Raw genomic sequence first — 25,810 nt, 5'->3', positions numbered from 1 at the left:
CGAAGGAGAGAAGAAAGTCAGGGAGGATACCCCGGAGTAAGCGTCGAACGTGGTTCGTGTCGTGGAGTGTCGGATTCACGCCCGCCCTAAAGGGCGGGACTCTCTCCTTGATTCAGGTAGGAAAGCGGAAAGTTTCTTCCCACCGCCCGTCATACCCCACGATATGCCCGAGAAGCCCACGTCCGGCGAACTGTTCGGCGTCCCGTACAACTTCGAGCGGCCGTCGCTGTCGAACATGCTGAAGGCGTACTGGCAGCCCGGCGAGGGGATGCTCGTCGAGAAGCCGTTCGGCGTCGGCTACACGCTGAACCTCGCGAACTGGCGGTCGTGGATCGTGCTCGCCGTCGCGGGCGTCCTCCTCTGGCAGCAGCAGAAGGGCGGCGAGGAGGAGAGTTCGGAGGACGAGGCCGTCGAGGTCGTCGTCGACGAGTAAGCTCGCTCCGACGCTTTCGAACCCTCTTTTAGCGCCGCGGCGCTCGATACGCGCATGAGCCTGCTGTTCGTGACGACGAACGACGGAAAGGTGCGCGAGGCCACGGACTACCTCGACGCCGACGTCGAGCAGTTCGACTACGATTACGCGGAGATCCAGAGCGACGACCTCGCCGAGATCGCGGCGCGCGGCGCGCGCGAGTCCCGCGAGGCCGCGGGCGGCGACGACCCCGTGATCGTGGACGACTCGGGGTTGTTCATCAGTGATCTCGACGGCTTTCCGGGACCGTACTCCTCGTACGTCGAGGACACGCTCGGGATCGAGCGGGTGTGGGAGTTGGCGTCTGACCTCGACGATCGCTCGGCGGCGTTCCGGTGCGCGGTCGCGTACGCGGACGGCGAGACGGTCGAGACGTTCGAGGGCGCGGTGCCGGGGCGGATCGTCGCGCCGCGCGGGACCGGCGGCTTCGGCTTCGATCCGATCTTCGAGCACGACGGCGAGACGTACGCGGAGATGAGCACGGCGCGGAAGAACGAGCTCTCGCATCGCGGCCGCGCGTTGGAGCAGCTCGCGGACTGGCTGGCGGCGGAGTAGCGCCGACGACGGCGATCAGGCGCGCGGATCGCGGTCGGGTCCGGGGTAGGCGCCGCCGACGAGTTCGGGGTGGAGGCGCTCGGGATCGAAGAGGCGCGCGAAGCCGTCGGGCGCGGTGAAGCTCACCGTGACGTACTTCTTCACGGTCGCGTTGGCCTTCGCGTTCCGGAGCGCGTCGTCGAAGGTGAGGACGTGGGCGGCGTCGCCGTGCGCGGCCGCGGCGAGCGCCGGGTGATCGCCCGCGGGATGCTCGACGAGCGTCGCGAGAGAGCCGATCTTCTCGCGCCAGTCGGCGGCGAGGTCGACGTCGGCGAGGGCGGCGATCACGGTCTCCGCGTCGTCGAGAAGCGGGTCGCTCGCGACGAGCGTGACCCACGAGTGCGCGCGCGCGATGTCGAGTGCGTCGCGGGCGGCGCCGCCCACGAGGAGGTCGGCGGCGAGGACGTCGGCGTCGGCGACGACGCGCGAGACGTCCGGCGCGTCCGGTTCGCGCCCCCCGTCGGCGAGCGCGTCGCGGGCGTCCGCCGCGTCAGTCATCGTCACCTCGGCGCTCGGCGAGTACATCGCTGACGGCGTCGAGCGTGACGTCGTAGTCGGCGGCGCGGTCGAACAGCGCGTCCCAGCGTTCCATACGCGACGGCGAGGGGCGGCGCGCTGATAAGTGTCACTCGCCGTCGTCGCCGGACGACCCGTCGGCGTCGGCGAGGACGTGCCAGCGGTCGGGCGGGACGCGGACGGTGGTCTCGGTGTCGGGTTCTTCGGACGAATAGGCGACGAGCGTCGCGTCGCCGACGGCGAGCGTGACGCGATAGGCGGCGTCCTCGCGGACGACGCGGGTGACGCGGGCGGGCGCGGCGGCCGGCGTATCGAGACCGACGTCGACGTGTTCGGGGCGGACGGCGAGGCGTTCGGCCGGCGCGTCGAGCGCGGCGGGGAGGTCGGTCCCGCGGACGACGGTCGCGCCGGTGAACTCGGCGACGAAGCGATCCGTCGGGCGTTCGAAGACCGCATCGACGGGACCGACCTGCGCGACGCGCCCGTCGCGGAGGACGGCGACGCGATCGGCGACGGCGCGCGCGGTCGTCCGGTCGTGCGTGACGTACACCGCGGTCTCGTCGGCGAGGGCGTCGACGAGGTCGTCGCGGAGGCGCTCGCGCGTCGGCACGTCGAGCGCGGCGAGCGGTTCGTCGAGGAGGAAGGCGTCGGGGCGGACGGCGAGCGCGCGCGCGAGCGCGACCCGCTGGGCTTCGCCGCCGGAGAGCGTGTCGGGGGAGCGCGCGGCGAGGTCGGCGACGCCGAAGCGCGCGAGGAGGGCGTCCGGATCGCGGGTGTCGTCGTGGTATCGGAGACCGAACGCGACGTTCTCGCGGACGGAGCGATGCGGGAAGAGCGCGTGGTCTTGGAAGACGAAGCCGAAACCGCGCTCTTCGGGCGGGCGTCCCTCGAGCGAACGCCCGTCGAGCGCGATCGTCCCGTCGTACCCGTGGAAGCCCGCGAGGAGCTCGAGGAGGAGGGTCTTCCCGCTCCCGGAGGGACCGAGGAGGCAGAGCGTCTCGCCGGTCTCGACGGCGAGATCCGCGGCGACGTCGAACGTCGTGGCCTCGTCGCGGAAGGCGGCGCGGACGTCGAAGCGGAGCACTACGACCACCTCCCCGTCTCGCGGGTGAGCGCGCGGACGCCGAGGAAGACGACGACGCAGACGGCGAGCAGACAGACGGCGACGGCGACGGCCGAGCGGAAGTCCACGTCGAGTTCGCGAACGACGAAGACGGAGCCGAACATCGCCTGCACGCGCTCGTCGGCGGGCGGATAGAAGACGGAGACGTTGTAGGCGACGACGGCGACGGCGCCGTACTCCGAGACGGCGCGCGCCCACGAGAGGACGGCGCCGGAGAAGACGCCGCGGGCGGCGAGCGGCACGGTGACGCGGCGGAGGACCTCGAAGCGGCCGGCGCCGAGCGAGCGCGCGGCGCGTTCGATCGAGGGATCGACGGTCTCGAAGGCCTCCCGGGCGCCGTTGACGACGTAGGGCGCGCTGACGAACGCGAGCGCGAGCACGAGACCGGGGACGGCGCCGAGGACGGGGAGCCACGGGAGGGCGTGGCCCTCGCCGAAGGCGAGGAGGACGGCGAGACCGGCGACGCTGTGGGGGACGACGAGCGGGAGATCGACGCACGCCTCGACGATCTCCTGTCCGCGGAAGCCGCGGCGGAGGAGGAGCGCGAGCGGGACGCCGAGCACCGTCGCGAACCCGGTGGCGAGCAGCGGCGCGTAGACGGAGACGTAGAGGGTGCGCCGAACGTCCGGACGGGCGAGCGCGTCGAGCACCGCCGTCGGCGTCGTGAAGGTGACGAGCGCGACGAGCGGGTAGACGAGCGCGACGAGGAGCGTGCCGCCGAGGAGCGCGCTCGCGACGCCGAACGACCCGCGGTCGGCGAGCGCGCCGAGGACGCCGGCGCTACCGACGGCGAAGACGAGGTACCACGTCGGGCGTCCGAGCGCGCCGGCGAGCGCGAACGCGGCGATCTGGACGGCGGCGACGGCGAGCGCGAGCGCGCGCGAGTCGACGGACATGCCACCGCCGCGGAAGGAGGACACGGCTCAGAGGGACAGCGGGCCGAGCGCCGACTTCGCTTTCGCGTTCGCCATCACGCCGTCCGGGACCGCGTCCGCGGCCGACTCCGGGACGACCGCGGCGTCGAGCGCGGAGAAGCCGTCCTTCGCGATGACGTCGGCGCCATCATCGAGCATGTACGAGACCCACGTCGCGCCCCAATCGGCGTGCTCGGCCGTGCTCGGGACGGAGACGCCGTACGCGATGGGCGCGCCCGTGTACGTCGTGCCGCCGGCCGTCACGGTGGCCTTCGCGTAGTGGTCGGCGTACGCGCTCGTCGCCTTCGAGAGGTCCACGGACGATTGGAGATCGAGCGTCCGCACGTCGTGGGTCGCGCCCGTGGACTGATACTCCCACGCGTAGTCGATCTTGCCCGATTCGAGTTGGCTCAGGAGATCGACCTCGTCGCTCGCCGGGACGTGCGCGTTGTCCTTCAGCGCGCTCGCGGTCGAATCGTCGTAGAGCGCGTCGCCTCGGAACGGGATCGCGCCGAGATCCATCGACATGAGCGAGCGGTACCCATTCGGATCGACCGCGGGATCGGAGTGCGCGACGGAGACGTCGTCGCGCGTCAGGACGTTCCACCAGTTGTCGCTCGTGAACTCGTCCGCGTGCTTCGAGTCGTCCGTGTACGCGAGCGTCATCGCGTTCGTCGCGAAGATGGCGTACCAGTCGCCGTACGTCGGGAGGAGGTCGTCGCGCAGGAGGCGGAAGTCCGCGACGGCGAGCACGTCCGCCGACTTGTGCGGCGGCTGCGTGATCTTCTTCGTCGAGCGGACCGATCCCGCGGACTCCTGACTCACCGTCGCGTCGTACTGATCCGTGAACCCCCGCTGGAGGTCCTCGAACGCGGCCGTGAGACTCCCAGCGTGGAAGACCCCCACGTCCCCCGACCCGCTCGCCGACGTGCTCGACTCGCCCGTCGGCGATTCCGTGCTCGAACCCGTCGCACCCGCCGAACTCGCTCCGCCGCCGTTTCCACCGCAGCCGGCAAGCCCGACGATTCCCGACGCGCCCGCCGCCGCGAGGAACGCCCGACGCGACCGTTGTTTCGGCATGGATATAACGCTCGCCCGCGGCGACATAACCGTTTTGCTCCGGGGCGCGGTACGGGGCATATGGACGCCGACGCCGGGTTCGACGCGCGTTTGCACGGCGACGACGTGGCGTTCGGGGCGCGCGACGCGGCGCTCCTCCGCGCCATCGACGACGCGGGATCGCTGAACGCCGCGAGCGAGCGCCTCGGGCGGTCGTACTCGCGCGCACACGAGCGCCTCGGCGCGCTCGAAGACGCCTTCGGGCCGCTCGTCGAGCGGACGCGCGGCGGCCCCAGCGGCGGCGGCACGACGCTCACCGAGGAAGCACGCACCCTACTCGCGCGTTTCGAGCGCCTGCGCACCGGCTACGCCGCCACCGCCGAGACGACCGCCGCCGTCCTCGACGGCACCGTGACCGAGCGGACGGGCGAACTCGGCGTCGTCGACACGGACGCCGGCGAGATTCGGGCGCTCGTCCCACCGGACGCCGACCGCGTGGAAGTGAGCGTCCGCGCCGACGCCGTCACCCTCCACGACCCGGACGCGACACCGACAGCCGACGCCACGAGCGCGCGCAACCGCTTCGAGGGCGTCGTCACGGCCGTCGAGAGCGGCGACGCCGTCGCTCGCGTCGTCGTGGACGTCGGCGCCGACACACCGCTGGACGCGTTGCTCACGACGGACAGCGTCGAACGACTCGCCGTCGAACCCGGACGCCGCGTCGTCGCGTCGTTCAAAGCCACCGCAACACGTGCGACGCCGACGGAAACGTGAGGCGACGCGGAAGAACCATGACTGAGCTGAAGTCTACCTCGAACGGGTAGTTTGTTTTGTTGTACTGGTGAACTGTCTGAAAGGTTCGGTTCAATTGTTCGAAACTATTCATAGAATACGGCATTCAATTTATTTAACCAAACATTCGAAGTCGCTCAACACCGAGTTATCTGTCGATATACATTCCGCACCCGTATTTAGACGGCCTGAAACGGCGATCTCACTCTCCAAATTTGTGACCCGAACAGTATACGTCACTTCCAAGATCGGCGTTCGTTGCTCAATAGTGTTCCCCTCCCCGTCGAACAATCGCACGTCCAACATAACGGTCACGTCATTTTGGGCTTCTTGCCCTCCCTCCGCATTGAAGGAACTTGCATCGAGCGGGCCGTCGTGTTTCGATAGCATGTGCGCTGTCTCAAGGTCGAAATCCATGTCTCCACTCGACTGGCCGCCACGACCTCGGCCACGTCTCCGACTCACCGACTGGTCTGTCCAGTCGATGACTGTACCATTATTTTGTGGGCCATCTGCACGGAACCGGACGGCGACACGGCTCACGCTCGGGTAGTTCTCCCATTGGACAGTAATTGTGGGGGCAATGGTAAGTTCATCCAGTTGCCCGTTTGCGGACTCCACGCTAACGTCTTCAGCAGTAAGGCCGCTTGCTGCGAGGGCACGCTGGCTTGTGTAGTAGACACCAGTAGCCACGGCCCCGCCACCGAGAATTGTTCCACCGGCTACTTTCAACAGGGTGCGACGCGACATTTCGGCGTGAATGTCAAGATCAATCATTTGACTCACGTATCGCTAGCAACTAATGAAATGCTGAAATACTTGTCGGCCAATAACAAAAGATAGATGTGAAATATATAGTGTTGAATGTAAGTTAACTCAATATTAAATTGTGTTGAACGATCCCCGATTCATCATTTATCTGTGTCTCTGAATGCTTCCACGCATCAAGGAGAGGACTGAACGGTCGTTCTCGGTTGTGTAGTTCACGGCCGATTATCGCGGAAAATATTGATGAAGTCCCTCGGAGACTTCTCCTCATCGATAGCGTTTCATCATATTCTTGACTGCGAATTTGGTTCCTTCTCACAGTCTCGGTTTAGCGAAATCCGTGGTGTCCGTGTGGAGGTGCGCACCCGGTCATTTTCGGGCCAATCTCGCCTCCGTCCGCAGATTAATTTGCGTGTGCTGACAGTTTGTCAAATCGAATACGGCAAGCGTACAAGGCGTGTACGGCAGGAAGAGCCTAGGGCGGGATTTGAACCCGCGCTCTCGTCCTTACCAAGGACGCGCTTTACCGCTAAGCTACCCAGGCAGGCACTCTTTCGTAGCCCGGTTTCGACTTTAGGGGTTTCGATCCGCGGCCGTCAGTGGTCGGTCGCCGAGGGGCGGATCGCGTCGTCGCTATCGGGAGCGGACGGGCCGGCGACGCGAGTCATGACTTCGGCGGCGCGATCGGGGAGGACGTCCTCGGGGGATCCGAGCGGCGGATCGCCCCACGAGTCCGCGAGACCGACCGCGTACTGCCGGAGACCGGACGGGACGTCCGTGCCCGCCGCGCTCGCACCCGCGACGGCGGCGAGATCGAAGACGGAGGCTTCGAGGCTCCGCGCCGTCGGCTCGCGGCCCGCCTGCGCGTCCGTCCGCTCGCGACCGAACTCCCGAACGGTACGTACGGCCGCGTCCGCGGCCTCCGTCCGCGCGAGCAGGCGAAATCCCTTCGCGACGAGGACGTCCGCGGCGAGGACGTCGAGGTCGGCGGGCCGATCCGCGTCGTCCCCGTCGGCCGTCCACGGCACCGACTCGACGAGTTCGCGGGTGAGCGCGAGCCCCTCGTAGACGAGTTGGACGCCGGCGGCGCGCTCGGCGAGTCCGCCGTCGGCGCGGCCGGCCGTGGCGCTGGCCGAGAGGAAGACGAGAACGCCGGGAACGACCGAACACCGGGAGAGTCGCTCTGCCATCGCGGTCTGGAGGTCGGACGGTTCGACGTCCCGAACCGCCTCGCGCGCGGCGGCCCGGGCCCGGTCGGCCTCTTCCATTGCCCCGACGTAGCCCGGCGAACGGCAAAGGCCTTTGGAAAGCCCGGACGCCCGCCGCACGTCCGATTCCGCGGCTCAGAAGAGGGCGTCCGGTGCCGGCGGGACGTGGCGCTTGTGCTCGCTCCCCGCGTGGAGGTCTCGAACGTGCTCGACGTTCTCGACCGTCGTGTCAGCGATCTCCGCGGTCGCCTCCGGCGGGACCTGCCCGTCGATCGTGAGCGCGATGATCGCGTCGAGGGTGTCGTAGTCCATCCCGATCTCCGCCTCGTCCGTCTGGCCCGCCCAGAGACCCGCCGTCGGCGTCTTCTCCACGAGATCCGTCGCCGCGCCGAGGTCGGCGGCGAGCTGGCGGACCTGCTGCTTGTAGAGGTTGCCGATCGGGTGGCAGTCGACCGCGCCGTCGCCGTACTTCGTGAAGTAGCCGATCGCCGCCTCCGTGCGGTTCCCCGTGCCGAGCACGAGCGCCTCCTCGTGGTTCGCGACGAGGTAGAGTAGCACCGCTCGCGAGCGCGCGCGGGCGTTCCCGACCGCGAGCGTATCGCCCTCCGCCTCCGGGACGGCGTCGAGGAACTCGTCCACGATGGGATTGATTTCGAGGACATCGTACTCGATTCCGAGCGACTCCGCGACGCGCTCCGCATCGCTCATGTTGTCCGCGTCGCTCACCTCGCCCGGCATCACGAGACCGTGGACGTTCTCCGCGCCGAGAGCCTCGACCGCGAGGTGCGCCGTCGTCGTCGAGTCGACGCCGCCGGAGAGACCGATGACCGCGCGCTCGACGCCCGCGGCGTCGAGTCGGCCCTCGATGAACGTCTCGATGTGCGCGCGTTCAGCGGCGAGTTCCTCCTCCGAGAAACGCAGGTCGAGCGGCTCGATTTCCGTCATACGGCAAGCTACACCCGGCGATGACTAAAACCCACTCGCCGCCCCGCGACGAGTGGACGCGCGTCCATCTGCGAAACGCTACGTTCAAGTGGGAGAATGGACTACGATGCGACGCACGGCGCACACGAAGTGTGCACCGGTGGTCTAGTGGTAGGACATGAGCTTCCCAAGCTCATAGCCCGGGTTCAATTCCCGGCCGGTGCATTGCTGCTGCGAACGGAGTGAGCAGTGAAATCGCCCGTCGGAATTGAGCCAGTCAGTCGCAGCGCCGAGCGGCGCGAGGCGACCGTCCGACGCTGTTCAATTCCCGGCCGGTGCATTTCCATCTTTTTGCGGCTCGAGTTCGCTTCGCGAACCGCTCGCCGCAAAAGCACGGTCCGCGCGAACGCCGTTCGCGCGGGATCAGCGAGATCCCTGGATCTCGCGGAGGTGAAAAGCTCTCGCGAGCCGAAGGCTCGCGGTACAGTATCTAGCCGCTCGAAGCAGAACCGCGACCGCTTCCCAGACAGTACCGCAACTGCCTCCGATACGGTACCGCGACCGCCTGTGTTCCTCTTCGTGGCCCGTCTGTCGTCGGATCGAACGAGACGATGTCCGCGCGGTCGCCCTCAGATGGCCTGTGAGAGGATGCCGCTGGTGCGGACGACGAAGTAGACGACGAAGGCGAGGGCGAGGAGCCACTGGCCGAGGCGGACGTCGTCGCTCTCGCCGGTCGCGACCTTGACGACGGGGTAGGCGACGATGCCGGCGGCGATGCCGTACGCGATGGAGTAGGCGAACGGCATGACGATGATGGTGAGCGCGGCGGGGATGGAGTGAGTTGGGTCGTCCCAGTCCACGTTGGTGACGTTCGAGAGCATGAGGACGCCGACGACGACGAGCGCGATGTGGCCGGCGTACTGCGGGATCGCGGCCGCGAGCGGGACGAAGACGAGCGAGACGAGGAAGAGGACGGCGACGACGAGCGCGGTCATCCCGGTGCGTCCGCCCTCCTCGACGCCGGTCGCGGATTCGACGAAGGTGGTGACGGTGGTGGTGCCGAGGACGCCGCCGACCGTCGTGCCGACGGCGTCCGCCATCAGGGGCTTGTCGATGTCGGGGAGATTGCCGTCGTCGTCGAGGAAGCCACCGATCTGGCCGACGCCGACGAGCGTGCCCGCGGTGTCGAAGAAGTCGACGAAGAAGAAGGTGAAGACGACGAGCGCGAAGCCGAACGGCTCGACGTTCCGGAAGCCCTGCACGAAGGAGCCGACGAGCGGCGAGATGTCGTAGGTGGCCTGCGGGAAGGCGCTGGGCTGGAAGCCACCGGGCTGGATCCACTTCCCGATGAGGACGCCCGGATCGACGACGCCGGCGAAGGTGAGGAGCGCGCCGAGGACGGTCGTCCCGACGATGCCGATGACGATGGATCCCTTGACGCCGCGGGCGTAGAGCGCGAGGGTGACGAAGAGGCCGATCACGGCGAGGATGGACACGGGGTTCGAGGCGACGGGACCGAGCGCGACGATCGTGCCGCCGTCACCGATGACGATCCCCATCGCGTTGAGACCGATGATGGCGAGGAAGAGCCCGATCCCGGTACCGACGGCGAACTTGACGGGTTCGGGGAAGAGCCGGATGACGTACTCGCGGGCGCCGACGAGCGTGAGGAGAATGAAGATCACGCCCTCGGTGACGACGGCGGCGAGACCGGTCTGCCACGGGATGCCGAGGGCCCCGACGACGGTGTACGCGAAGAAGGCGTTGAGACCGAGACCGGGCGCGAGACCGAACGGCCGGTTCGCGTAGAACGCCATCACGAGCATCGCGACGGCGGACGCGAGGAGCGTGACGACGGCGATCATCTGGTAGACCGCGTCGCTCGAGACTCCCTGAATCTGTATCGCGCTCGCGAGGACGGTCGGGTTGACGACGACGATGTACGCCATCGCGAGGAAGGTCGTGATCCCGGCGATGACCTCCGTGCGTAGATCTGTATCGTGCTCCTCGAAGCCGAAGTAGTCCGCGAGCGAATCCGTGAACCCCATTGATGGTCTGTCCGTGGATAGCCCGTCGTGCGGCCTTAACCGTTACCAACTCGGTCGCACAAACATGGCGGTATGTCGGGGTGTAGTCTCCGAGTTCGACACGAACGTGTGGTGTTCGACACCGCGCGACGCCGCGTCAGTCGAGGGCGACGAGCGCGCCGGTCGGGGCGTCCGTGCGGTCGCGTGCGCGCTCGATGCCCTCGTCGCCGGCGGCGATGAGCGCGAAGACGCCCGCGACGTCGGCCTCGGCGGCGGCGACGATGTCGAGGAGGAGCTCCTGCGTCTCGCCGGAGCGGATGAGGTCGTCGACGACGAGGACGGACTCGCCGGCGTCCACGGCCGATGACGGGAGGTAGTAAGTGAGTTCGATGCCGGATTCGAGGCGCTGGCGGGCCTCGATGAACGCGTCGACGGCCGTCTCCTTGGACTTCTTCGCGTAGGCGCAGCGCGCGTCGTAGTAGGAGGCGAGCGCGGCGGCGAGCGTGATGCCGTCGGTCGCGGCGGTGAGAACGACGTCCGGGCGATCGAAGTCGAAGGATTCGGCGGCGACGGGCGCGACCAGATCGAGGAACGCCTGATCGAAGACGACGCCGGAGTTGTCGACGTATCCCTCCTCGTCGAGGCGGACGCGCTCCTCGAGTTCCTCGCGGAGGACGCGCTCGCCGACCTCGGAGACGACGGCGCGGGCGCGGTCGGCGCTCGGGAGGACGTGGCCGTTCACGTAGCGGTTCAGGTCGCCCGCCGGGAGGTCCGTCTCGTCCGCGAGCTCGTCGTACGTTCGTGTCTCCTTCAGCGTCCGGAGCACGGAGACGGCCTGCAACTGAAGGGCGGCCTTCTCTGCGCGGTTCATAGTTCTATTCACGATTGCGGAACTATGAATATCTCGAATCGTATCTCAGCGAAGAACGACAGCGTTACGCAAACGTGCAATACGGTAGTCTCCGCGTGGCCGTCGCGGACCCGTCACGCGCCGATCGCGGGTGCATCGGCGCGCCCCTCGTCGTCGACCGGATCGACTCGAGGGCCGTCTCACTCCCCGCCGAGGAGGTCGCTCGCGGTGACGAGGGCCTCCATCTCGACGCCGTGCTCGTCGAGGAGGGCGGCGCCGCCCTCCTCGCGATCGACGACGAGGAGCGCGCGGTTCACCTCCGCGCCGGCGTCGCGCAGCGCTTCGACGGCGTCCACGGCCGACTGACCGGTCGTGGCGATGTCCTCGACGACGACGACCTCCTCGCCCTCGTCGAGACGCCCCTCGATGCGGTTCGCGGTGCCGTACTCCTTGGCCTTCTTGCGCGCGATGACGTAGGGGGCGTCGGCCGTGACGGCGGTCGCGGCGGCGAGTGGGACGCCGCCGAGGGCGACGCCGCCGAGCTTCGCGTCGCCACTCACCCGCTCCGCGAACGCCTCCGCGATGAGGCGCAGACAGCGCGGATCGGTCTCGAAGAGGTACTTATCGACGTAGTACTCCGAGGTGCCGCCGTGCGACAACTCGAATTCGCCGTACTGGACCGCGTCGGCGTCCTGCAGGGCCGCAATGAGCTCGTCGTCCGTCATTGGCCGAACTGGCGGGAGCGAGGCCGATAAGCGACGCGATTGCGCGACGACCGGTCGACTACCACGGTTCGTCCTTCAGGTCGAGGAGGTAGGCGACGCCGTTCGTGAGGACGTGGAGGGCGGGCGTGAGGACGAGCACGACGACGACGACGGTGAGCGTGAACGTCTCGCGGAACCAGCCGGGGACGGCGCCGGCAGTCAACGCGAGGGCGACGACGACGAAGTCGAGTTGATCGAGGAGCGGGAACGCCGCGCCGCGCTCGCGACCGCTGCGACGCTTGATGAACGAGGCGAGGATGTCGCCGAGCATCGCCCCGAACGGGAGCGTGAGGAGGGCGAGCGGCGGGAAGCGGGGGATTGGGACGCCGATGGCGCCCGAGACCGCGGGCGCGACGGCGTTGAGGGCGGCCGCGAGGGCGGCGCCGGCGATCGTCCCGATCGCGGTGCCGCGCCACGTCTTGCCGTCGCCGAGGAGTCGGTTCCCGTCGCGCCACGTCCGGCCGCCGTCGATCGGGCGGCCGCCGCCCGCGAGGACGGCCGCGTTGTTCGGGACGTACGCGGGGAGCATCGCCCAGAACGCGGTGACGATGGCCTCGACTGCGTGCATGGCTCCGAGGAGCGGCGCCGAACGCTTAACGCCTTAGGTCTCGCCCTCGTCAGAGGGGGAGAGGTCGCCGAGGCGCCCGCGGACGCTAGACGTTTATCGGCGGACAAGGCGAATGCCTCGACAATGACCTCGTGGAAGCGCGACGCGGCGAGCGGTCTCATCGTCGTCATCCCCGTCGTCGTCACCCTCTACATCATCTACTGGGTGTTCGCCAAGATCGCCGGTCTCGCGCTCGTCGCGACGCACCTGCACAACCCCTATCTCGCGGTCGTGCTGTCGATCGTCGTCTTCGTCCTCGTGGTGTTCGCCGTCGGCTACCTGATGCGGACGGCGCTCGGACGCTTCTTGGAGGACCGCCTCGACGACGCGATGGGGTACATACCCGGGCTCCGAATCGTCTACAACGCCTCGAAGATGGCGGTCGAGACGGCGCTGAACGGCACCGAGGAGTTCCAGAAGCCCGTGAAGGTCGAGCCGTGGGGCGGGATGCGGATGACTGGCTTCCGCACCGGTCAGCGCGCCGCGGACGGCCGCGAGATCGTCTTCATCCCGACGTCGCCGAACATCACGTCGGGGTACGTCGTCGAGGTCGATCCCGAGGACATCATCGAGACGAACGAGAGTGCGGAGGACGCCCTCACGCGCGTTCTCTCGGCGGGGTTCGGCAACAGCACCAGCGGCTCGAGCGACGTCGGCCGGTACTTCGATGATGCGGGCGAAGCGACGGACGAGAAGGGCGAGAACGGGACGGCGAACGAACGGGGCGGAGAGCGAGGACGGGACGGCGACGCGAACTGATCGAGAGGGCGTCGATTTGAACGAAGCGGCCTCTTGGGCGGTCGCGGAGCGGCTTGGGTGGTCGCGCGGAGCGGCTTGGGCGGTCGCGCGGAGCGGGGACCTTCCGACCGCGAGCGCGGAGCGATCCGCGGGTCTTTTTGCGTGCGAGACGGCGACGCCGTCTCGCTGCATAGGCAGAGATCTTCGATTTCTGTCGATGGTCGAGCTTTTTGCCGTGAGCGGTCGCGGAGCGCGACCCGAACGGGAAAAAGGTCGTTGGGTAGGCTTATCGGTGCGGCACCGAAAGGGAGGATCGATGGACGCGTGGCTGTGGATTCTCGCTGCCGTGTTGATCGTGTGGGCGGGAGTGGCGACGCTGGATCGGAACGGGCGCCTCCCCGAGTACGTCGGGACGATGGGACCGCTGCTGACGGTCCACACGAAACGCGGTCGCGCCCTCCTGAATCGAATCGCAGCGCCAAAGCGGGCGTGGCGCGCGTGGGGGAATCTCGGACTCGGCGCGGCGCTCGCGGTCGGCGTCGCGATGTTCGCGTTCCTCGTCGTGAGCGCGCTGAGTATCGTCCAACACCCGCCGACGGCGACGTCACCGGTCTCCCAACCGCGGAACGTCCTCGTCATCCCGGGGGTGAACGACTTCCTCCCGCTCGACGTCGCGCCCGAGATCGTCCTCGGGCTCCTGATCGGGATGGTCGTCCACGAGGGGGGGCACGGGATCCTCTGCCGCGTCGAGGACATCGACGTCGCGTCGATGGGTGTCGTCCTCCTGACGATCGTGCCGATGGGCGCGTTCGTCGAGCCGGACGAGGAGAGCCAGCGGGAGGCCGCGCGCGGATCGAAAGCGCGGATGTTCGCGGCGGGCGTGACGAACAACTTCGTCCTGACGGCGCTGGCCTTCCTCCTGCTCTTCGGTCCCGTCGCGGGGAGCATCTCGGTGGCATCGGGCGCGGCGGTCGGCGGCGCGTTCGCGGCGTCGCCCGCCTCGCAGGCCGGAATCGGACAGGGCGATCGCATCGTCTCGGTCGGGAACCACTCGATCGCGAACAACTCGGCGTTCGAGGAGACGCTCGCGAACACCGCGACGCGTCGCGTCCCGGTCGAACTCGCGTCGGGGGAGACGACGTCCGTGAACCGATCGCTCATGGTGCGGGCGGCGCCGACCGACGGACCGTTCGCGTCCGTCTCGCGGAACACGACCGTCACCGCGGTGAACGGGACGCCGGTCTACACGCGCGCCGGGTTCGCGGACGCGGTCGCGAACCGCTCGCTCGCGGCGCTGACGCTGACGAACGGCACGTCGGGGGCAACGACGACGGTGACGGGTCCCATCGGCGCGCTCGTCGTCGTGCAACCGGACGGACCGACGGCGGCGTCGACCGACCTCCCGACGGGCGAGCCGCTGGTGATCACGCGTCTCGACGGCCGGCGCGTCACGGCGTACGAGGACGTGAGTGACGCGTTATCCGACACCGAACCCGGCGGCACCGTCTCGCTGACCGCGTACGTGAACGGGACGTTCGTCGATCGAACGGTGACGCTCGGGACCAACCCGAACGCGGACGTCGGCTTCCTCGGCGTCCTCGGGACGTACGGGACGTCCGGGCTGTCGTTCACCGACTTCGGAGTCCACCTCTACGAGGCGCAATCGTACCTCGCTACGTGAGCGGGGCGATGACGGGCCACGGGATCGGCGGGTTCGTCCGGGCGGTCGCCGCGACGCTCATCCTGCCGTTCATCAGCCTCGTCGATCAGTCGCTCGCGTTCAACTTCGCCGGGTTCTACGGCTGGAACCTCAACTTCTTCACCGTCGAGGGTCCGCTCGCGGCGCTCGGCGGCGGGGCGTTCCTGCTCGCGAACGTCCTCTTCTGGACCGGGTGGATCAACCTCAACCTCGCGTTCTTCAACTGCATCCCGGCGTTCCCGCTCGACGGCGGTCACCTCCTGCGCACGAGCGCGGAGGCCGTGGTCTCGCGGCTCCCGATCGCGGAGAAACGCCGGGCCGTCCGCGCGGTGACGACGGGGATCGGACTCGTCATGGCCGTCAGCCTGCTGTTGCTCGTCTTCGGTCCGCGACTCCTCGGGTGAGGCGCACGCCGGACTGGAAAGACCCTTGGGCCAGCCATCCCAACGGGCGAGCATGGTAGACGCGCCCGAGACGGCGGAGGGATGGTTCTCCCTCCACGACTTCCGGACGATCGACTGGGATGCGTGGCGGGACGCGCCCGAACGCGAGCGCGAACGCGCCCTTGAGGAGGCAGAAGCGTTCCTCGCGGACCGCGAGGCGCTCGCCGACGCGACGGAGGGGGACTCCGCCGCGTTCAGCATGCTCGGCCACGAGGCCGACCTGCTCTTCGTGCACTTCCGCCCCGAACTCGACGATCTCGACGCCATCGAACGCTCGTTCGAGTCCACGGCGTTCGCGGAGTACACGGAACGCTCCTACTCCTACGTCTCCGTGACCGAGGTCTCCGGGTACGTCAGCGACGAGTACTTCGAGGACCCGGAGAGGGTCGACGCGGGCGTCCGGCGCTACATCGAGGGGAAGCTCACGCCCGACGTGCCCGACGATACGTACGTCTGCTTCTATCCGATGAGCAAGCGTCGCGGACCCGAGCACAACTGGTACGACCTCGACTACGAGGAGCGCGCCGAGCTAATGAGCGGGCACGGCGACGTCGGTCGCGACTACGCGGGGAAGATCCGACAGGTCATCGCCTCCTCCGTCGGACTCGACGACTGGGAGTGGGGAGTGACGCTCTTCGGGAGCGATCCCGTCGATCTGAAGGACATCGTCTACGAGATGCGCTTCGACGAGGCGACGTCGAAGTACGGCGAGTTCGGGTCCTTCTATGTCGGCCGGCGCTTCCCGCCGAGCGATCTCCCCGCCGTCATGGCCGGCGATCGCGTCCCGACGTCCGAGCACGGCGACGGCGACCGCGGACGCGGCGAAAATGGACGCCATAGCGAGGGCGGTCATCACGAACACGAGGAAGGCCACCACGGCGACGACCACGGGGATACCGAGGAGGAGGGGGACATCCGCGACGAACTCGAAGACCTCGACGTCTACGCCGGCCAACCGCACGGCGAGGACGTCTACGCCGTCGTCGTCTACTCCGAGGCCGACGTCGACGGTCTCACGGACGAGGTCGAGGACCTCGCCGAGAGCTTCGACCACTACGACACGCACGTCCGCACGAGCGTCTACGAGGGCGACGCGGAGCACGCCGTCGTCAGCCTCTGGGACACCCAGTCCGCGGCCGACACCGCCGCGGGCTTCCTGACCGACCTCCCCGAGGTCACTCGGAAGGCCGGCGAGCGCGACGACGGCTGGGGGACGATGGGGATGTTCTACACCGTGAAGCCCGAGTACCGCGAGGAGTTCGTGGACACCTTCGGCGAAGTCGGCGACCTGCTCGCCGACATGGAGGGCCACCTCGAAACCGACCTCCTCGCGAACGTCGACGACGAGAACGACATGTTCATCGCCAGCCAGTGGGAGTCCAAGGAGGACGCCATGGACTTCTTCCGCTCCGAGGCGTTCAGCGACACCGTCTCGTGGGGCCGCGACGTCCTCGCCGATCGCCCGCGACACGTCTTCCTCGCGTGAACTACCCCACCCTACCGCTCGCCTGACCGCTCGCGCTTGAGGGTGGGGTAGTTCACCGAAAGAAACGCACCGGTTTCGCGCGTGCCGCGATTGCGACGATCGCGCGTCCGCGTCGTCTCCCGACCCCGTCCCTTCGCGTGGAAACCGCATGACTACGATGGGATAGTGCGTCGATCGTTCACTTTCACTCCGCGCTCCGGATCGGGCGGGCGCGCGGCGCGGAGGGGGACGCATTCGCCGCGACGCCATCTCTTTTGCCGTCGCTCGTCCTCGTCCCTCCCGTATGCTCGAACTCTACCAGTCCGAGGGGTGTCCGCACTGCGAGAAGGTCCGCCAGAAGCTCAGCGAACTCGGCGTCTCCTACGTCATCCACAATCCCCGCCTTCCCGGCGGTCACGGCGGCGACGTCACGAACGGGGTCACGCACGACGAACTCGTCGCCGGTGGCGAGGACCAGATCCCCTACCTCGTCGACACCGCGCGCGAGGTCACGATGTACGAGAGCGACGACATCGTCGACTACCTCGACGAGCACTACTAGGGAGACGGCTCACCACGCGCGTCGCGGCGTTCATATGAGCTGTTCGAGCTGTCGCGTCCGGCGCGCGACGTCGAAGTGGGGTTTCAGGTCGTCGTCGGCGTCGAGGCGTTCGAGGAAGCGGAGCACGTCCGTTCCATGCGTCTCCGCGTACGTCGCGACGGCATCGATTTCGTCGCGGTAGAGGACGAGCGAGTCGAGGAGGGCGAGCAGACAGGCGAGCGCAACCGCCGCCTCCTCGTTTCGCGGGAATGCGTCGCTGACGGGGCGGAAGTCCGGGACGTCGCTCGGCGGCTCGTCGCTCGGCGCGACGGCGAGACAGCGCGTACAGATCGTCGCGCCCGCGCGGTCGTCCGGCAGGTGGGCGCGGAGGTCGGCCGGGGTGGGAAACGAGAGCGTGGGGGCGCCACAGCGCTGACAGGGCATAATGTCACTCGCCGCGCGACGGTGAAGAACGATGGGGTCGGCGACGCGGCCGTCAGTCGGCGGTGCCGGCGTCGGCGCCCGCGTCGCTCGCGCGCTCCTCCTCTTCCTTCTTGTCCTTGACCTTCTTCATCCGGAAGATCTCCTCGCGCTCCTGCTCTTCGAGCTTCTGCTCGATGTAGTCCTCGGACTCGTAGAGGTCCGGGAGGACGGTGAACTCGAGGGCGTTGACGCGGCGTTTCGTGCTCTCGATCTCGTCCAAGAGCTTCTTCATCGCCGTCTCGACCTCCGCGGCGAGGACGATGGTCTCGAGGAGTTCCTCGTAGGCCTCCGCGGCCTCGTCGATGCGGGAACTCGTGCCGATGACGCCGTATCCGCGCTGATCGAGGCTCTTCCTGACGCGCGAGGCCTCGATCTGCGGGACGACCACGCCCATGATGTTGTTGGAGCGGACCGTGATCTCGGGGTGCTCCTTGAGCGCCGCCGCCGCACCGCGGACCGCGACGTCGCCCTCCATGGCACGCGCCATGTTGATCGTCTGCTGGGCGTCCTCGAAGTCCCGCTCTAAGTCCTCGCGGACGTCTTGGGCCTGATCGAGGATGTCCATGAACTCCATGATGAGGCCGTCACGCTTCTGTTCGAGCGTGTCGTGGCCCCGCTCGGAGAGGTCGATTCGATCCTCGATCTCCATCAGGTTCTTGCGCGTCGGCTTGACGTCCTCGGCCATCGTCGATCAGGCCTCCGCTTCCTCGGTCTCGGTCTCGTCCCCGGCGACCGACTCGTCGCCCTCGTAGTACTCCTCGATGAACTCCTCGTCGATGCGCGAGAGCTCGTTCTTCGGGAGGATCGAGAGGACGTCCCACGCGATGTCGAGCGTGTCCTCGACGTCGCGGTTCGTGTGGAAGCCCTGATCGACGAACTCCCCCTCGAAGGCCTCGGCGAAGTCGAGGACCTTGTTGTCGCGCTCGTCGAGCGCCTCGCGCCCGACGATGTTCACGAGGTCGCGCAGATCCTTCCCCTCCGCGTAGGAGGCGAAGAGCTGATCGGAGACCCCGCTGTGGTCGGCGCGAGTGACCCCCTCGCCGATCCCGTCGTCCATCAGGCGGGAGAGCGACGGGAGCACGTCGATGGGCGGCTCGACGCCCTGACTGTTCAGCTCGCGGCCGAGCATGATCTGCCCCTCGGTGATGTACCCCGTCAGGTCCGGGATCGGGTGCGTGTCGTCGTCCCCCGGCATCGTGAGGATCGGGATCTGCGTGACGGACCCCTCCTCGCCCTGCAGGCGCCCGGCGCGCTCGTAGAGCTGGGCGAGGTCCGTGTACATGTATCCCGGATAGCCGCGGCGTCCCGGCACCTCCTCGCGGGCGGCACCGATCTCGCGCAGCGCCTCGCAGTAGTTCGTCATGTCCGTGAGGATCGTGAGGACGTGGTATCCCTCCTCGAAGGCGAGGTACTCGGCGGTGGTCAGCGCCATCCGCGGCGTGACGGTCCGCTCGACGGCGGGATCGTCCGCGAGGTTGAGGAAGACGACGGAGCGTTCGAGCGCGCCCGTGCGCTCGAAGTCGTCCATGAACTCGTTGGCCTCCTCCTGCGTGATGCCCATGCCGGCGAAGACGACGGCGAACTCCGTCTCCTCGCCCTCGTCGGCGACGTCCTCGGGGACGCTCGCCTGCCGGGCGATCTGGAGTGCGAGCTCGCTGTGGGGCAGCCCCGACGCGCTGAAGATCGGGAGCTTCTGCCCGCGTACGAGCGTGTTCATGCCGTCGATCGCGGAGATCCCCGTCTGGATGAACTCCTCGGGGTACTCGCGGGCCGTCGGGTTGATCGCGGCGCCGACGATGTCGCGGCGCTCGTCCGGGACGATCTCCGGACCGCCGTCGATGGGGTTCCCGGAGCCATCAAGCACGCGGCCGAGGAGGTCCTCGGTGACCGGGAGCTTGAGCGTCTCGCCAAGGAAGCGGACGGAGGCGTCCTGACCGACGCCCTCCGTTCCCTCGAAGACCTGAATCGCGACGTACGATTCTGCGGTCTCGAGGACCTGCCCGCGCTTGACTTCGCCGCTCGGCGTCTCGATTTCGACGATCTCGTCGTAGCCGATGGGTTCGTCGGTCTCGACGTACACCAGCGGGCCGCTGACCTCGGTGATTGTCTGGTACTCTTTCATTAGTAGAGAGCCTGCAGCTGTTCCGTGATCTCTGCCTCAAGCTCCTCGACGTACTCCTCGTACTCCTCCTGCGTCGCGATCCGGTTGAGCCGCGGAGCGGCGTCGATGGAGGTGATCTCCTCGATCGGCGCCCCCGCCTCGAGGGCGGCGAACGCCTCGTCGTTGTACGTGTGAATCGCGGTGAGGATCTCGTACGTCTTCTCCGGCGGCGAGAAGGTGTCGACGTCGTGGAACGCGTCCTGCTGGAGGAAGGCCTCGCGGAGGTAGCGCGCGACGTCGAGCGTCAGGCGCTGGTCGTCGGGCAGCGCGTCGCGTCCGACGAGCTGGACGATCTCCTGCAGCTCGTCCTCCTCGTCGAGGACGTCGACCGCCCACTGACGCTCCTCCGGCCAGTCGGGCGCGACGTTCTCTTCGAACCACGGGTCGAGCTGGTCCTTGTAGAGCGAGTAGGACTCCGTCCAGTTGATCGACGGGAAGTGTCTGCTCTCGGCGAGGTCAGCGTCGAGCGCCCAGAACGTCTTCACGATGCGCAGCGTGTTCTGCGTGACCGGCTCGGAGAAGTCCCCACCGGGCGGGCTGACCGCGCCCACGACGGAGACGGACCCCTCCTCGCCGCGCAGCGTCTCGAAGCGCCCGGCGCGCTCGTAGAACTGCGCGAGGCGCGCCGCGAGGTAGGCGGGATAGCCGCCCTCACCGGGCATCTCCTCCAGCCGGGAGGAAATCTCGCGCATCGCCTCCGCCCACCGCGAAGTGGAGTCGGCCATCAGCGCGACGTCGTACCCCATGTCGCGGTAGAACTCCGCGATGGTGATGCCCGTGTAGATGCAGGACTCGCGGGCCGCGACCGGCATGTTCGAGGTGTTCGCGATGAGCGTCGTCCGCGCCATCAGCGGGTTCCCGGACTTCGGGTCCGTGAGGTCGGGGAAGTCCTCGATGACCTCCGTCATCTCGTTCCCGCGCTCGCCGCAGCCGATGTAGACGACGATGTCCGCGTCCGACCACTTCGCGAGCTGCTGTTGTGTGACGGTCTTCCCGGAACCGAACGGTCCCGGAATCGCGGCCGTCCCGCCCTTCGCGATGGGGAAGAGGCCGTCCTGCACGCGCTGGCCGGTGATGAGCGGCTCGGTCGGCGTGAACTTCTCCTCGGAGGGGCGGGCCTGACGGACCGGCCACTCCTGATGCATCGTCACCTCCTCGCCGTTGTCGAGGACCGCGACGGGTTCGGTGACGGTGTGCTCGCCATCGTTGACCTCGACGACCTCACCGCCCTCGAAGTCCGGGGGGACGAGGACCTTGTGCTCGATGCTGACCGTCTCGGGGACGGTACCGACGACGTCGCCGGGTTCGACGACGTCGCCAGCGGAGACCGTCGGGGAGAAGTCCCACGACGCCTCCAGATCGATCCCGGGAGAGTCGACCCCGCGGTCGAGGAACGCGCCCATCTCGTCTTCGAGGACGTCAAGGGGGCGCTGAACGCCGTCGTAGATGGTGTCGAGGACCCCGGGACCGAGGTCGACGGTCAGGGGTTCGCCCGTGTTCTCGACCGGTTGACCCGGCGAGATCCCGGACGTCTCCTCGTACACCTGAATCGTCGTCGTATCGCCCTCTATCTCGATGACCTCGCCCATCAGCCCTTCGTCGCCGACGTAGACGACGTCGTTCATCTGGGCGGTGAGGCCCGTGGCGGTCACGACCGGACCGCTCACGCTCGCGATTTCGCCGGTGTCTGTTACGGTGTCTGTCTGACTCATTCGTTCGCACCTTCGTCCTGATCCATCAAGTCGATCCCGATGGCCCGCTTTATCTGTTCGCGCATTCCACTGCTTCCGCCGGCACCGCCGCCGATCGTGACGACCGTCGGTTCGACGCTCGTCTCGACGGTCTCTCGAACGCTCCGAGAGAGGTAGTCGAGATCGTCGGCGTGCATCACGATGATCCCGACGTCATCGGTGTCGAAGACGTCGCGGACCGCGTCGTCGAGATCCTCGGGTTTGTCCTCCTCCGGGACGTTCCGGAACTCGCGAACGCCCGCGAGTCGAAAGCCCGTCGTGAACTCCGCGGTGCCGACGACGGCGATCTCCTGACTCATAGAATCACCAGTTCGCGTTCGATCTCCTCGCCGCTCAGGTCCACCTCGCGACCGCGCGCGATCGCGCGGACGTTGTCCACCTCACGCTCCTTCGCGAGGACGTACGCGAGGACCGGGCAGACCGAGAGCGGAAAGACGTGCGAGAGGTGATCGGCGTAGCCGAGGAGCGAGGCGTCGAGCGCGTGCTCGAACCCCATGAGGGTGTCCGCCGACTCCAGCCGTTCGAGCGCCGGCCCGAGCTCGTCGCTGTATCGGCTCTCGCGCAGTCGCGCGACGAGTTCGTCCCGGTTCTCGACGAGCGACGCGAGCTCGGACGCCTCGAAGAGGCGCCCACCCTCGATGTAGTAGTCCGCCGGATCGATGTCCGCCCCGCTGCGCGCGAGCCGGAACGCGTTCCGGATGTTCCGGAAGTCGACTTCGGCGCGCAGGAACTTCACGAACTCCCGCGTCCCGCTCTCCGTCGTGGCGTTCAGCCCGCGGAGGAGAGCGTCGTAGAACGTCCGGTCGACGGCGTTCTCGAGCGGAATGAGCGCGCCCGTCTCCTCGAAGTCGTCGAGCGCGTCGTCGAGGGGCGCTCCGAACACGGTCTCGGCGAGGGCCTCGACGACCTCCGCGACAGACGTGCACTCCTCGAGCGTCGCGAGGAGCGCGTCGTCGAACTGCCCGGCGCGGATGAAGTCGTCGTCGATGACGGTCGTGTCCGTCTCCGAGTAGACGCCTCGGATCGCCGTCTTCACGTTCCACGCGTCGAACTTCCGGAGATAGCGCGAGATGAGGTCGGCGAGCGTTCCCTGCGACCACTCGAGGAGGTCGTTGAAGTGCCGGGCGAGGTTCCGGTTGAGCGCGTGCTCGACGAGATCGACGCCGGAGTATCGCGACCCGAGCGCGTCGATCTCCGGGCCGTACTCGGACTCGCCGAGGAATCGAGCGATCTCGCTCGGACCCATCCGGGTGAGCGTGTCGTACTCGTCGGCATCAAGCAGGAGCGCCCACCGCGATCGCACCCGGGCGTCACGTAGGCGTAGTTCGACGCGTCGCGGCTGATGACGTTCATCGGTCGTCGAACAGCCGGTTCGATATTTCCTTCAGTTCGTCCTCCCAGACGTCCGCGAGGACGCTGTCGAACGTGTTCTTCACGCGTACGCGGGAACTCTCGCTCTCGATGACGACGCCGCCGAGGCAGTCGTACTCGCCGGCGGTCGTGACGTTCGAGCGCTCGTCGAGGAGGTCCGCGATGAGGTCCTCGTCGCCGGGCGCGTAGTGGACGGCGAGCTGCTCGTCCTCGTCGAACTCCGCGAGGGAGTCGGTGAGGAGCGAATCGGTGAGCGAACGGCGCTTCTCTGCGTCGAGGTCGGTGAGACGCGACTCGACACGGTCACGGACGTCGTCGAGCGCCTCGCGCCGGGCGCTCATCCGTTCGTGTTTGGCTTCGAGCTTCGCGCTGGAGAGTTCCTGCTCGCGCAGCTGGTCGATCTCCTGCGCGACCTCAGCTTCGGCCGTCTCGACGATTTCGTCGGCGTCCGCTTCGGCCTCCGCGATGATCTCTTCGGCCCGTTCGTCGGCGTCCTTGTGGATGGCGTCGGCCGTCTCCTCGGCCTCCGATCGGATTTCCTCCGCGACCGTTTCGAGGCTCATCGTGGCTTAGACGATGAAGATGACGATGATCGCGAGGATGACGAGCGTCTCCGGAAGCACGGTGAACAGCAGACCGATACCGAAGAAGTCGCTGTCCTCCGCGATGGCGCCGACGGCGGCGGCGCCGATGCCGCCCTCCGCGATCCCCGCGCCGAGCGCGGCGATGCCGACGCCGAGTGCGGCGCCGCGGCGGGCGGGAACGCGACCGTGGAGCCGGCTTCCGCGCTCTGCTGTGCGATCAGTCCGAGCATGTTGATGGCTGCGACGAGGGTTTCGTACATTATTGGTTAATCCTGCGTGGTGTAGGTTCGCTGGTGGCCGAACGGTTCGTATTTCTTCCCACCGCCTTCATAAAACTTCCCAAAGAACTCCACATATTCGAGACGGATGGCCTGCATCCCGGCGCTGGTGATGCCGAGGGCAAGGACTAAGAGGTGCCCGAGAACGAGCACCACGATCCCGGCGACGATTCCGACGACGCCGCTGTGCAGGAGACCCGGGAACATGACGGAGGCTTCGGAGTGATGGGCGAGCGCTTCACTCGCGGTCTGATTGACGAGGTAGTGATACTCCCCCTCGTGGCTGTACGCCCCGAAGAAGAGCAGATTGATGACGAACGCGATCCCGCCCTCCGCGAGCACCTCCGCCCCGAGCCGCGTGTAGGAGAGGACGTGCGTGATGGAGTTCACGAGACCCTCGTAGGCCTCGATGCCGCCGCCGCCGAAGTAGGCGAGGACGAGCCCGATCGGGATCATCCAGAGTCCGACGGCGCCGACGACACCGGGGAACCCGGTGAAGCCGAGCGGAACGGGGTTGCCGTTGAGGACGTTCGAGGTCCCGATCAGCCAGTCCGGCTGGATCGTCTTCGGCTTGCTGAACACCCAGAGCCAGATCCCGAGCATGACGACGACGAGCGATCCGCTCTCGAGGACGGCGTCCTTCGGGCCGTGCGTGAGCTGTTTCACGAAGTCGAAGACGTAGCCCACCGTGAGGTGGACCAGACCGGCGAGCACGGACGCGAGGAGCCACAGTTCCGCCCAGTCGGCGAATCCGGGTTCGAGTCCGCGATTGAGAAGCGGCACGTAGGGCAGGTGCATCCCGAAGACCTCACCGTAGAGGATACCGAACACCATCGTCACGATTCCGGCGACGATGGCGACGAATCCGAGCGACCGGATGCCCTCGGAGTCGACGCGCGTGTAGAGCGCGTAGCCGACGAGCGCGTAGACGGCACCGTAGCCGATGTCCCCGATCATGAACCCGAAGAACAGCGGGAACGTGAGGAACAGCACGATCGTCGGATCGATCTCGTGGTAGTTCGGCCGGTTGATTGCCTGCACGAGCACTTCGAACGGCTTCGCGAACCACGGATTGTTCTGGACGACCGGGGGTTCGTCCGCGGTCCCGGCGTTCGCGCCGCCGTCGGTCGCGAGCTTCCCCTCGCCCTCGGCCTCCTCGCCGGCGGGCGCGAACCCGGCGGCGGGGACGTCGCGCTCGGGTTCGTAGTCGGCGCGTTCGAGCTCCTCGACCTCGATGCGCTCCCCGAGTTCGTCCTTCAGCGCGGACGCGTACGACTCGTAGTCGCTGGTGGGAATCCACCCCTCCGCGAAGAAGGCGTGCTCCGTCGTCGCGAAGCTGAGCGGCGCCTCTGCCTTCTGTACCTCGATGTTGAGCTTCTCCTCGGCCGCGAGAAGGAAGCCGGCGTGTTCGAGGCGGAGGCTCCGCAGTTCGCTCTCGACGCTCTCGAGGTCCGACTGGAGCTGCTGCTTGCGGTGTTCGAGTCGTTCGAGATGGTCGGCGGGCGATCCCTCGGCCTCCGGGATCTCGTAGCGCTCGACGTCGAGACCGACGAGGGCCTCCGAGAGGGCGTCCTCGGAAGCGCCCGATTCGGGGTAGGCGACGGCCGCGAAGACGTCGCCCTCGGTGAACACCTCGTGGGACTGGATCTGTCCGGCGTCCGCGAGCGCGTGCCCGACG

General features: G+C 67.6%; 27 protein-coding genes, 2 tRNA genes and 1 pseudogene. 9 read left to right on the top strand and 21 right to left on the bottom strand.

Features of this window, described 5'->3' with window-relative positions; genetic code table 11:
- Positions 1–163: 163 nt before the first annotated feature.
- Complete coding sequence (locus AOZ13_RS07595; protein WP_020222514.1) at positions 164–433, top strand: DUF5808 domain-containing protein; 270 nt, start codon at positions 164–166, stop codon at positions 431–433.
- A 54-nt stretch (positions 434–487) separates the two neighbouring features.
- Positions 488–1,027: an RdgB/HAM1 family non-canonical purine NTP pyrophosphatase gene (gene rdgB, locus AOZ13_RS07590; protein WP_020222515.1), complete on the top strand. Its 540-nt coding sequence runs from the start codon at positions 488–490 to the stop codon at positions 1,025–1,027.
- A 15-nt stretch (positions 1,028–1,042) separates the two neighbouring features.
- On the opposite strand, the gene AOZ13_RS07585 is transcribed toward rdgB, so the two are convergent.
- The 4 genes from AOZ13_RS07585 to AOZ13_RS07570 all read right to left on the bottom strand — a co-directional run bounded on the left by AOZ13_RS07585 (position 1,043) and on the right by AOZ13_RS07570 (position 4,699).
- On the bottom strand, positions 1,043–1,564 hold the full coding sequence (locus AOZ13_RS07585; protein WP_049933979.1) for a DUF7384 family protein: 522 nt from the start codon (positions 1,562–1,564) through the stop codon (positions 1,043–1,045).
- A 127-nt stretch (positions 1,565–1,691) separates the two neighbouring features.
- A complete protein-coding gene (locus AOZ13_RS07580) occupies positions 1,692–2,666 on the bottom strand; it encodes an ABC transporter ATP-binding protein (RefSeq protein WP_021780247.1) in 975 nt (324 codons plus the stop codon).
- The gene (locus AOZ13_RS07575; RefSeq protein ID WP_081706776.1) at positions 2,666–3,601 is read right to left on the bottom strand and encodes an ABC transporter permease; all 936 of its coding nucleotides are present in this window, start codon (positions 3,599–3,601) and stop codon (positions 2,666–2,668) included. Before AOZ13_RS07575 ends, AOZ13_RS07580 begins: the two co-directional genes overlap by 1 nt.
- 27 nt (positions 3,602–3,628) lie before the next feature.
- Entirely contained in the window at positions 3,629–4,699 is a 1,071-nt protein-coding gene (locus AOZ13_RS07570) for a substrate-binding domain-containing protein (protein WP_020222857.1), read from the bottom strand.
- A 60-nt stretch (positions 4,700–4,759) separates the two neighbouring features.
- On the opposite strand from AOZ13_RS07570, the gene AOZ13_RS07565 reads away from it, so the two are divergent.
- Positions 4,760–5,452, top strand: coding sequence for a TOBE domain-containing protein (locus AOZ13_RS07565; RefSeq protein ID WP_021780245.1), 693 nt, complete (start codon positions 4,760–4,762; stop codon positions 5,450–5,452).
- A gap of 129 nt (positions 5,453–5,581) precedes the next feature.
- Here the strand turns inward: AOZ13_RS07565 and AOZ13_RS13955 are convergent, their stop codons facing one another.
- The 4 genes from AOZ13_RS13955 to AOZ13_RS07550 form a co-directional block, all read right to left on the bottom strand.
- Positions 5,582–6,247, bottom strand: a complete 666-nt coding sequence (locus AOZ13_RS13955) for a hypothetical protein (protein ID WP_148286777.1) — start codon at positions 6,245–6,247, stop codon at positions 5,582–5,584.
- A 463-nt stretch (positions 6,248–6,710) separates the two neighbouring features.
- Positions 6,711–6,782 (bottom strand) — tRNA-Thr (locus tag AOZ13_RS07560).
- Positions 6,783–6,834: 52 nt separating this feature from the next.
- Complete coding sequence (locus tag AOZ13_RS07555; RefSeq protein ID WP_021780244.1) at positions 6,835–7,506, bottom strand: DUF7114 family protein; 672 nt, start codon at positions 7,504–7,506, stop codon at positions 6,835–6,837.
- Positions 7,507–7,581: 75 nt separating this feature from the next.
- A complete protein-coding gene (locus AOZ13_RS07550; RefSeq protein WP_020222197.1) occupies positions 7,582–8,391 on the bottom strand; it encodes an NAD+ synthase in 810 nt (269 codons plus the stop codon).
- 133 nt (positions 8,392–8,524) lie between these two features.
- Between AOZ13_RS07550 and AOZ13_RS07545 the strand changes: the two genes are divergently transcribed.
- Positions 8,525–8,595, top strand: a tRNA-Gly gene (locus AOZ13_RS07545).
- A 404-nt stretch (positions 8,596–8,999) separates the two neighbouring features.
- Here the strand turns inward: AOZ13_RS07545 and AOZ13_RS07540 are convergent.
- The 4 genes from AOZ13_RS07540 to AOZ13_RS07525 all read right to left on the bottom strand — a co-directional run bounded on the left by AOZ13_RS07540 (position 9,000) and on the right by AOZ13_RS07525 (position 12,579).
- Positions 9,000–10,418 (bottom strand): NCS2 family permease, encoded by a 1,419-nt coding sequence (locus AOZ13_RS07540; protein WP_020222198.1) that lies wholly within the window; start codon positions 10,416–10,418, stop codon positions 9,000–9,002.
- 136 nt (positions 10,419–10,554) lie between these two features.
- The gene (locus AOZ13_RS07535; protein WP_020222199.1) at positions 10,555–11,268 is read right to left on the bottom strand and encodes a phosphoribosyltransferase family protein; all 714 of its coding nucleotides are present in this window, start codon (positions 11,266–11,268) and stop codon (positions 10,555–10,557) included.
- 179 nt (positions 11,269–11,447) lie between these two features.
- A complete protein-coding gene (gene pyrE, locus AOZ13_RS07530) occupies positions 11,448–11,972 on the bottom strand; it encodes an orotate phosphoribosyltransferase (protein WP_021780243.1) in 525 nt (174 codons plus the stop codon).
- A 58-nt stretch (positions 11,973–12,030) separates the two neighbouring features.
- Positions 12,031–12,579 (bottom strand): CDP-2,3-bis-(O-geranylgeranyl)-sn-glycerol synthase, encoded by a 549-nt coding sequence (locus AOZ13_RS07525; RefSeq protein ID WP_021780242.1) that lies wholly within the window; start codon positions 12,577–12,579, stop codon positions 12,031–12,033.
- A 123-nt stretch (positions 12,580–12,702) separates the two neighbouring features.
- On the opposite strand from AOZ13_RS07525, the gene AOZ13_RS07520 reads away from it, so the two are divergent.
- From AOZ13_RS07520 to AOZ13_RS07505, 5 genes are all read left to right on the top strand, one after another.
- Positions 12,703–13,377 carry a DUF502 domain-containing protein gene (locus AOZ13_RS07520; RefSeq protein ID WP_020221152.1) on the top strand — a complete coding sequence of 225 codons (675 nt, stop codon included), beginning with the start codon at positions 12,703–12,705 and terminating at the stop codon, positions 13,375–13,377.
- Between the two features lie 295 nt (positions 13,378–13,672).
- Positions 13,673–15,037: a site-2 protease family protein gene (locus AOZ13_RS07515; RefSeq protein WP_234402855.1), complete on the top strand. Its 1,365-nt coding sequence runs from the start codon at positions 13,673–13,675 to the stop codon at positions 15,035–15,037.
- A gap of 8 nt (positions 15,038–15,045) precedes the next feature.
- Positions 15,046–15,459, top strand: coding sequence for a site-2 protease family protein (locus AOZ13_RS14950; RefSeq protein ID WP_234402854.1), 414 nt, complete (start codon positions 15,046–15,048; stop codon positions 15,457–15,459).
- Between the two features lie 52 nt (positions 15,460–15,511).
- The gene (locus AOZ13_RS07510; protein WP_020221154.1) at positions 15,512–16,984 is read left to right on the top strand and encodes a heme-binding protein; all 1,473 of its coding nucleotides are present in this window, start codon (positions 15,512–15,514) and stop codon (positions 16,982–16,984) included.
- A 283-nt stretch (positions 16,985–17,267) separates the two neighbouring features.
- Positions 17,268–17,525: a glutathione S-transferase N-terminal domain-containing protein gene (locus tag AOZ13_RS07505; protein WP_020221155.1), complete on the top strand. Its 258-nt coding sequence runs from the start codon at positions 17,268–17,270 to the stop codon at positions 17,523–17,525.
- A 30-nt stretch (positions 17,526–17,555) separates the two neighbouring features.
- On the opposite strand, the gene AOZ13_RS07500 is transcribed toward AOZ13_RS07505, so the two are convergent.
- From AOZ13_RS07500 to AOZ13_RS07460, 9 genes and pseudogenes are all read right to left on the bottom strand, one after another.
- On the bottom strand, positions 17,556–17,948 hold the full coding sequence (locus AOZ13_RS07500; RefSeq protein WP_020221156.1) for a DUF6276 family protein: 393 nt from the start codon (positions 17,946–17,948) through the stop codon (positions 17,556–17,558).
- 52 nt (positions 17,949–18,000) lie between these two features.
- Complete coding sequence (locus AOZ13_RS07495; RefSeq protein WP_020221157.1) at positions 18,001–18,672, bottom strand: V-type ATP synthase subunit D; 672 nt, start codon at positions 18,670–18,672, stop codon at positions 18,001–18,003.
- A 6-nt stretch (positions 18,673–18,678) separates the two neighbouring features.
- Positions 18,679–20,109, bottom strand: coding sequence for a V-type ATP synthase subunit B (locus tag AOZ13_RS07490; protein ID WP_020221158.1), 1,431 nt, complete (start codon positions 20,107–20,109; stop codon positions 18,679–18,681).
- A complete protein-coding gene (locus tag AOZ13_RS07485) occupies positions 20,109–21,860 on the bottom strand; it encodes an ATP synthase subunit A (protein WP_020221159.1) in 1,752 nt (583 codons plus the stop codon). The genes AOZ13_RS07490 and AOZ13_RS07485 overlap by 1 nt, the downstream gene beginning before the upstream one ends.
- Positions 21,857–22,198, bottom strand: coding sequence for a V-type ATP synthase subunit F (locus AOZ13_RS07480; RefSeq protein ID WP_020221160.1), 342 nt, complete (start codon positions 22,196–22,198; stop codon positions 21,857–21,859). The genes AOZ13_RS07485 and AOZ13_RS07480 overlap by 4 nt, the downstream gene beginning before the upstream one ends.
- A pseudogene (locus AOZ13_RS07475) lies at positions 22,195–23,252 on the bottom strand (V-type ATP synthase subunit C). Before AOZ13_RS07475 ends, AOZ13_RS07480 begins: the two are co-directional and overlap by 4 nt.
- Positions 23,249–23,833, bottom strand: coding sequence for a V-type ATP synthase subunit E (locus AOZ13_RS07470; RefSeq protein ID WP_020221162.1), 585 nt, complete (start codon positions 23,831–23,833; stop codon positions 23,249–23,251). Before AOZ13_RS07470 ends, AOZ13_RS07475 begins: the two are co-directional and overlap by 4 nt.
- 6 nt (positions 23,834–23,839) lie before the next feature.
- Positions 23,840–23,998, bottom strand: a complete 159-nt coding sequence (locus AOZ13_RS14945; RefSeq protein ID WP_044957293.1) for an ATP synthase subunit K — start codon at positions 23,996–23,998, stop codon at positions 23,840–23,842.
- Positions 23,999–24,120: 122 nt separating this feature from the next.
- Positions 24,121–25,810, bottom strand: a 1,690-nt coding sequence (locus AOZ13_RS07460; RefSeq protein ID WP_049933972.1) for a V-type ATP synthase subunit I, incomplete at its 5' end; no start/stop codon positions are given.

Source organism: Halarchaeum acidiphilum MH1-52-1, from assembly GCF_000474235.1.
Taxonomy (GTDB): domain Archaea; phylum Halobacteriota; class Halobacteria; order Halobacteriales; family Halobacteriaceae; genus Halarchaeum; species Halarchaeum acidiphilum.
The sequence above is the reverse complement of the archived record's forward strand: the minus strand, read 5'-3'. Positions and strand labels throughout refer to the sequence as shown.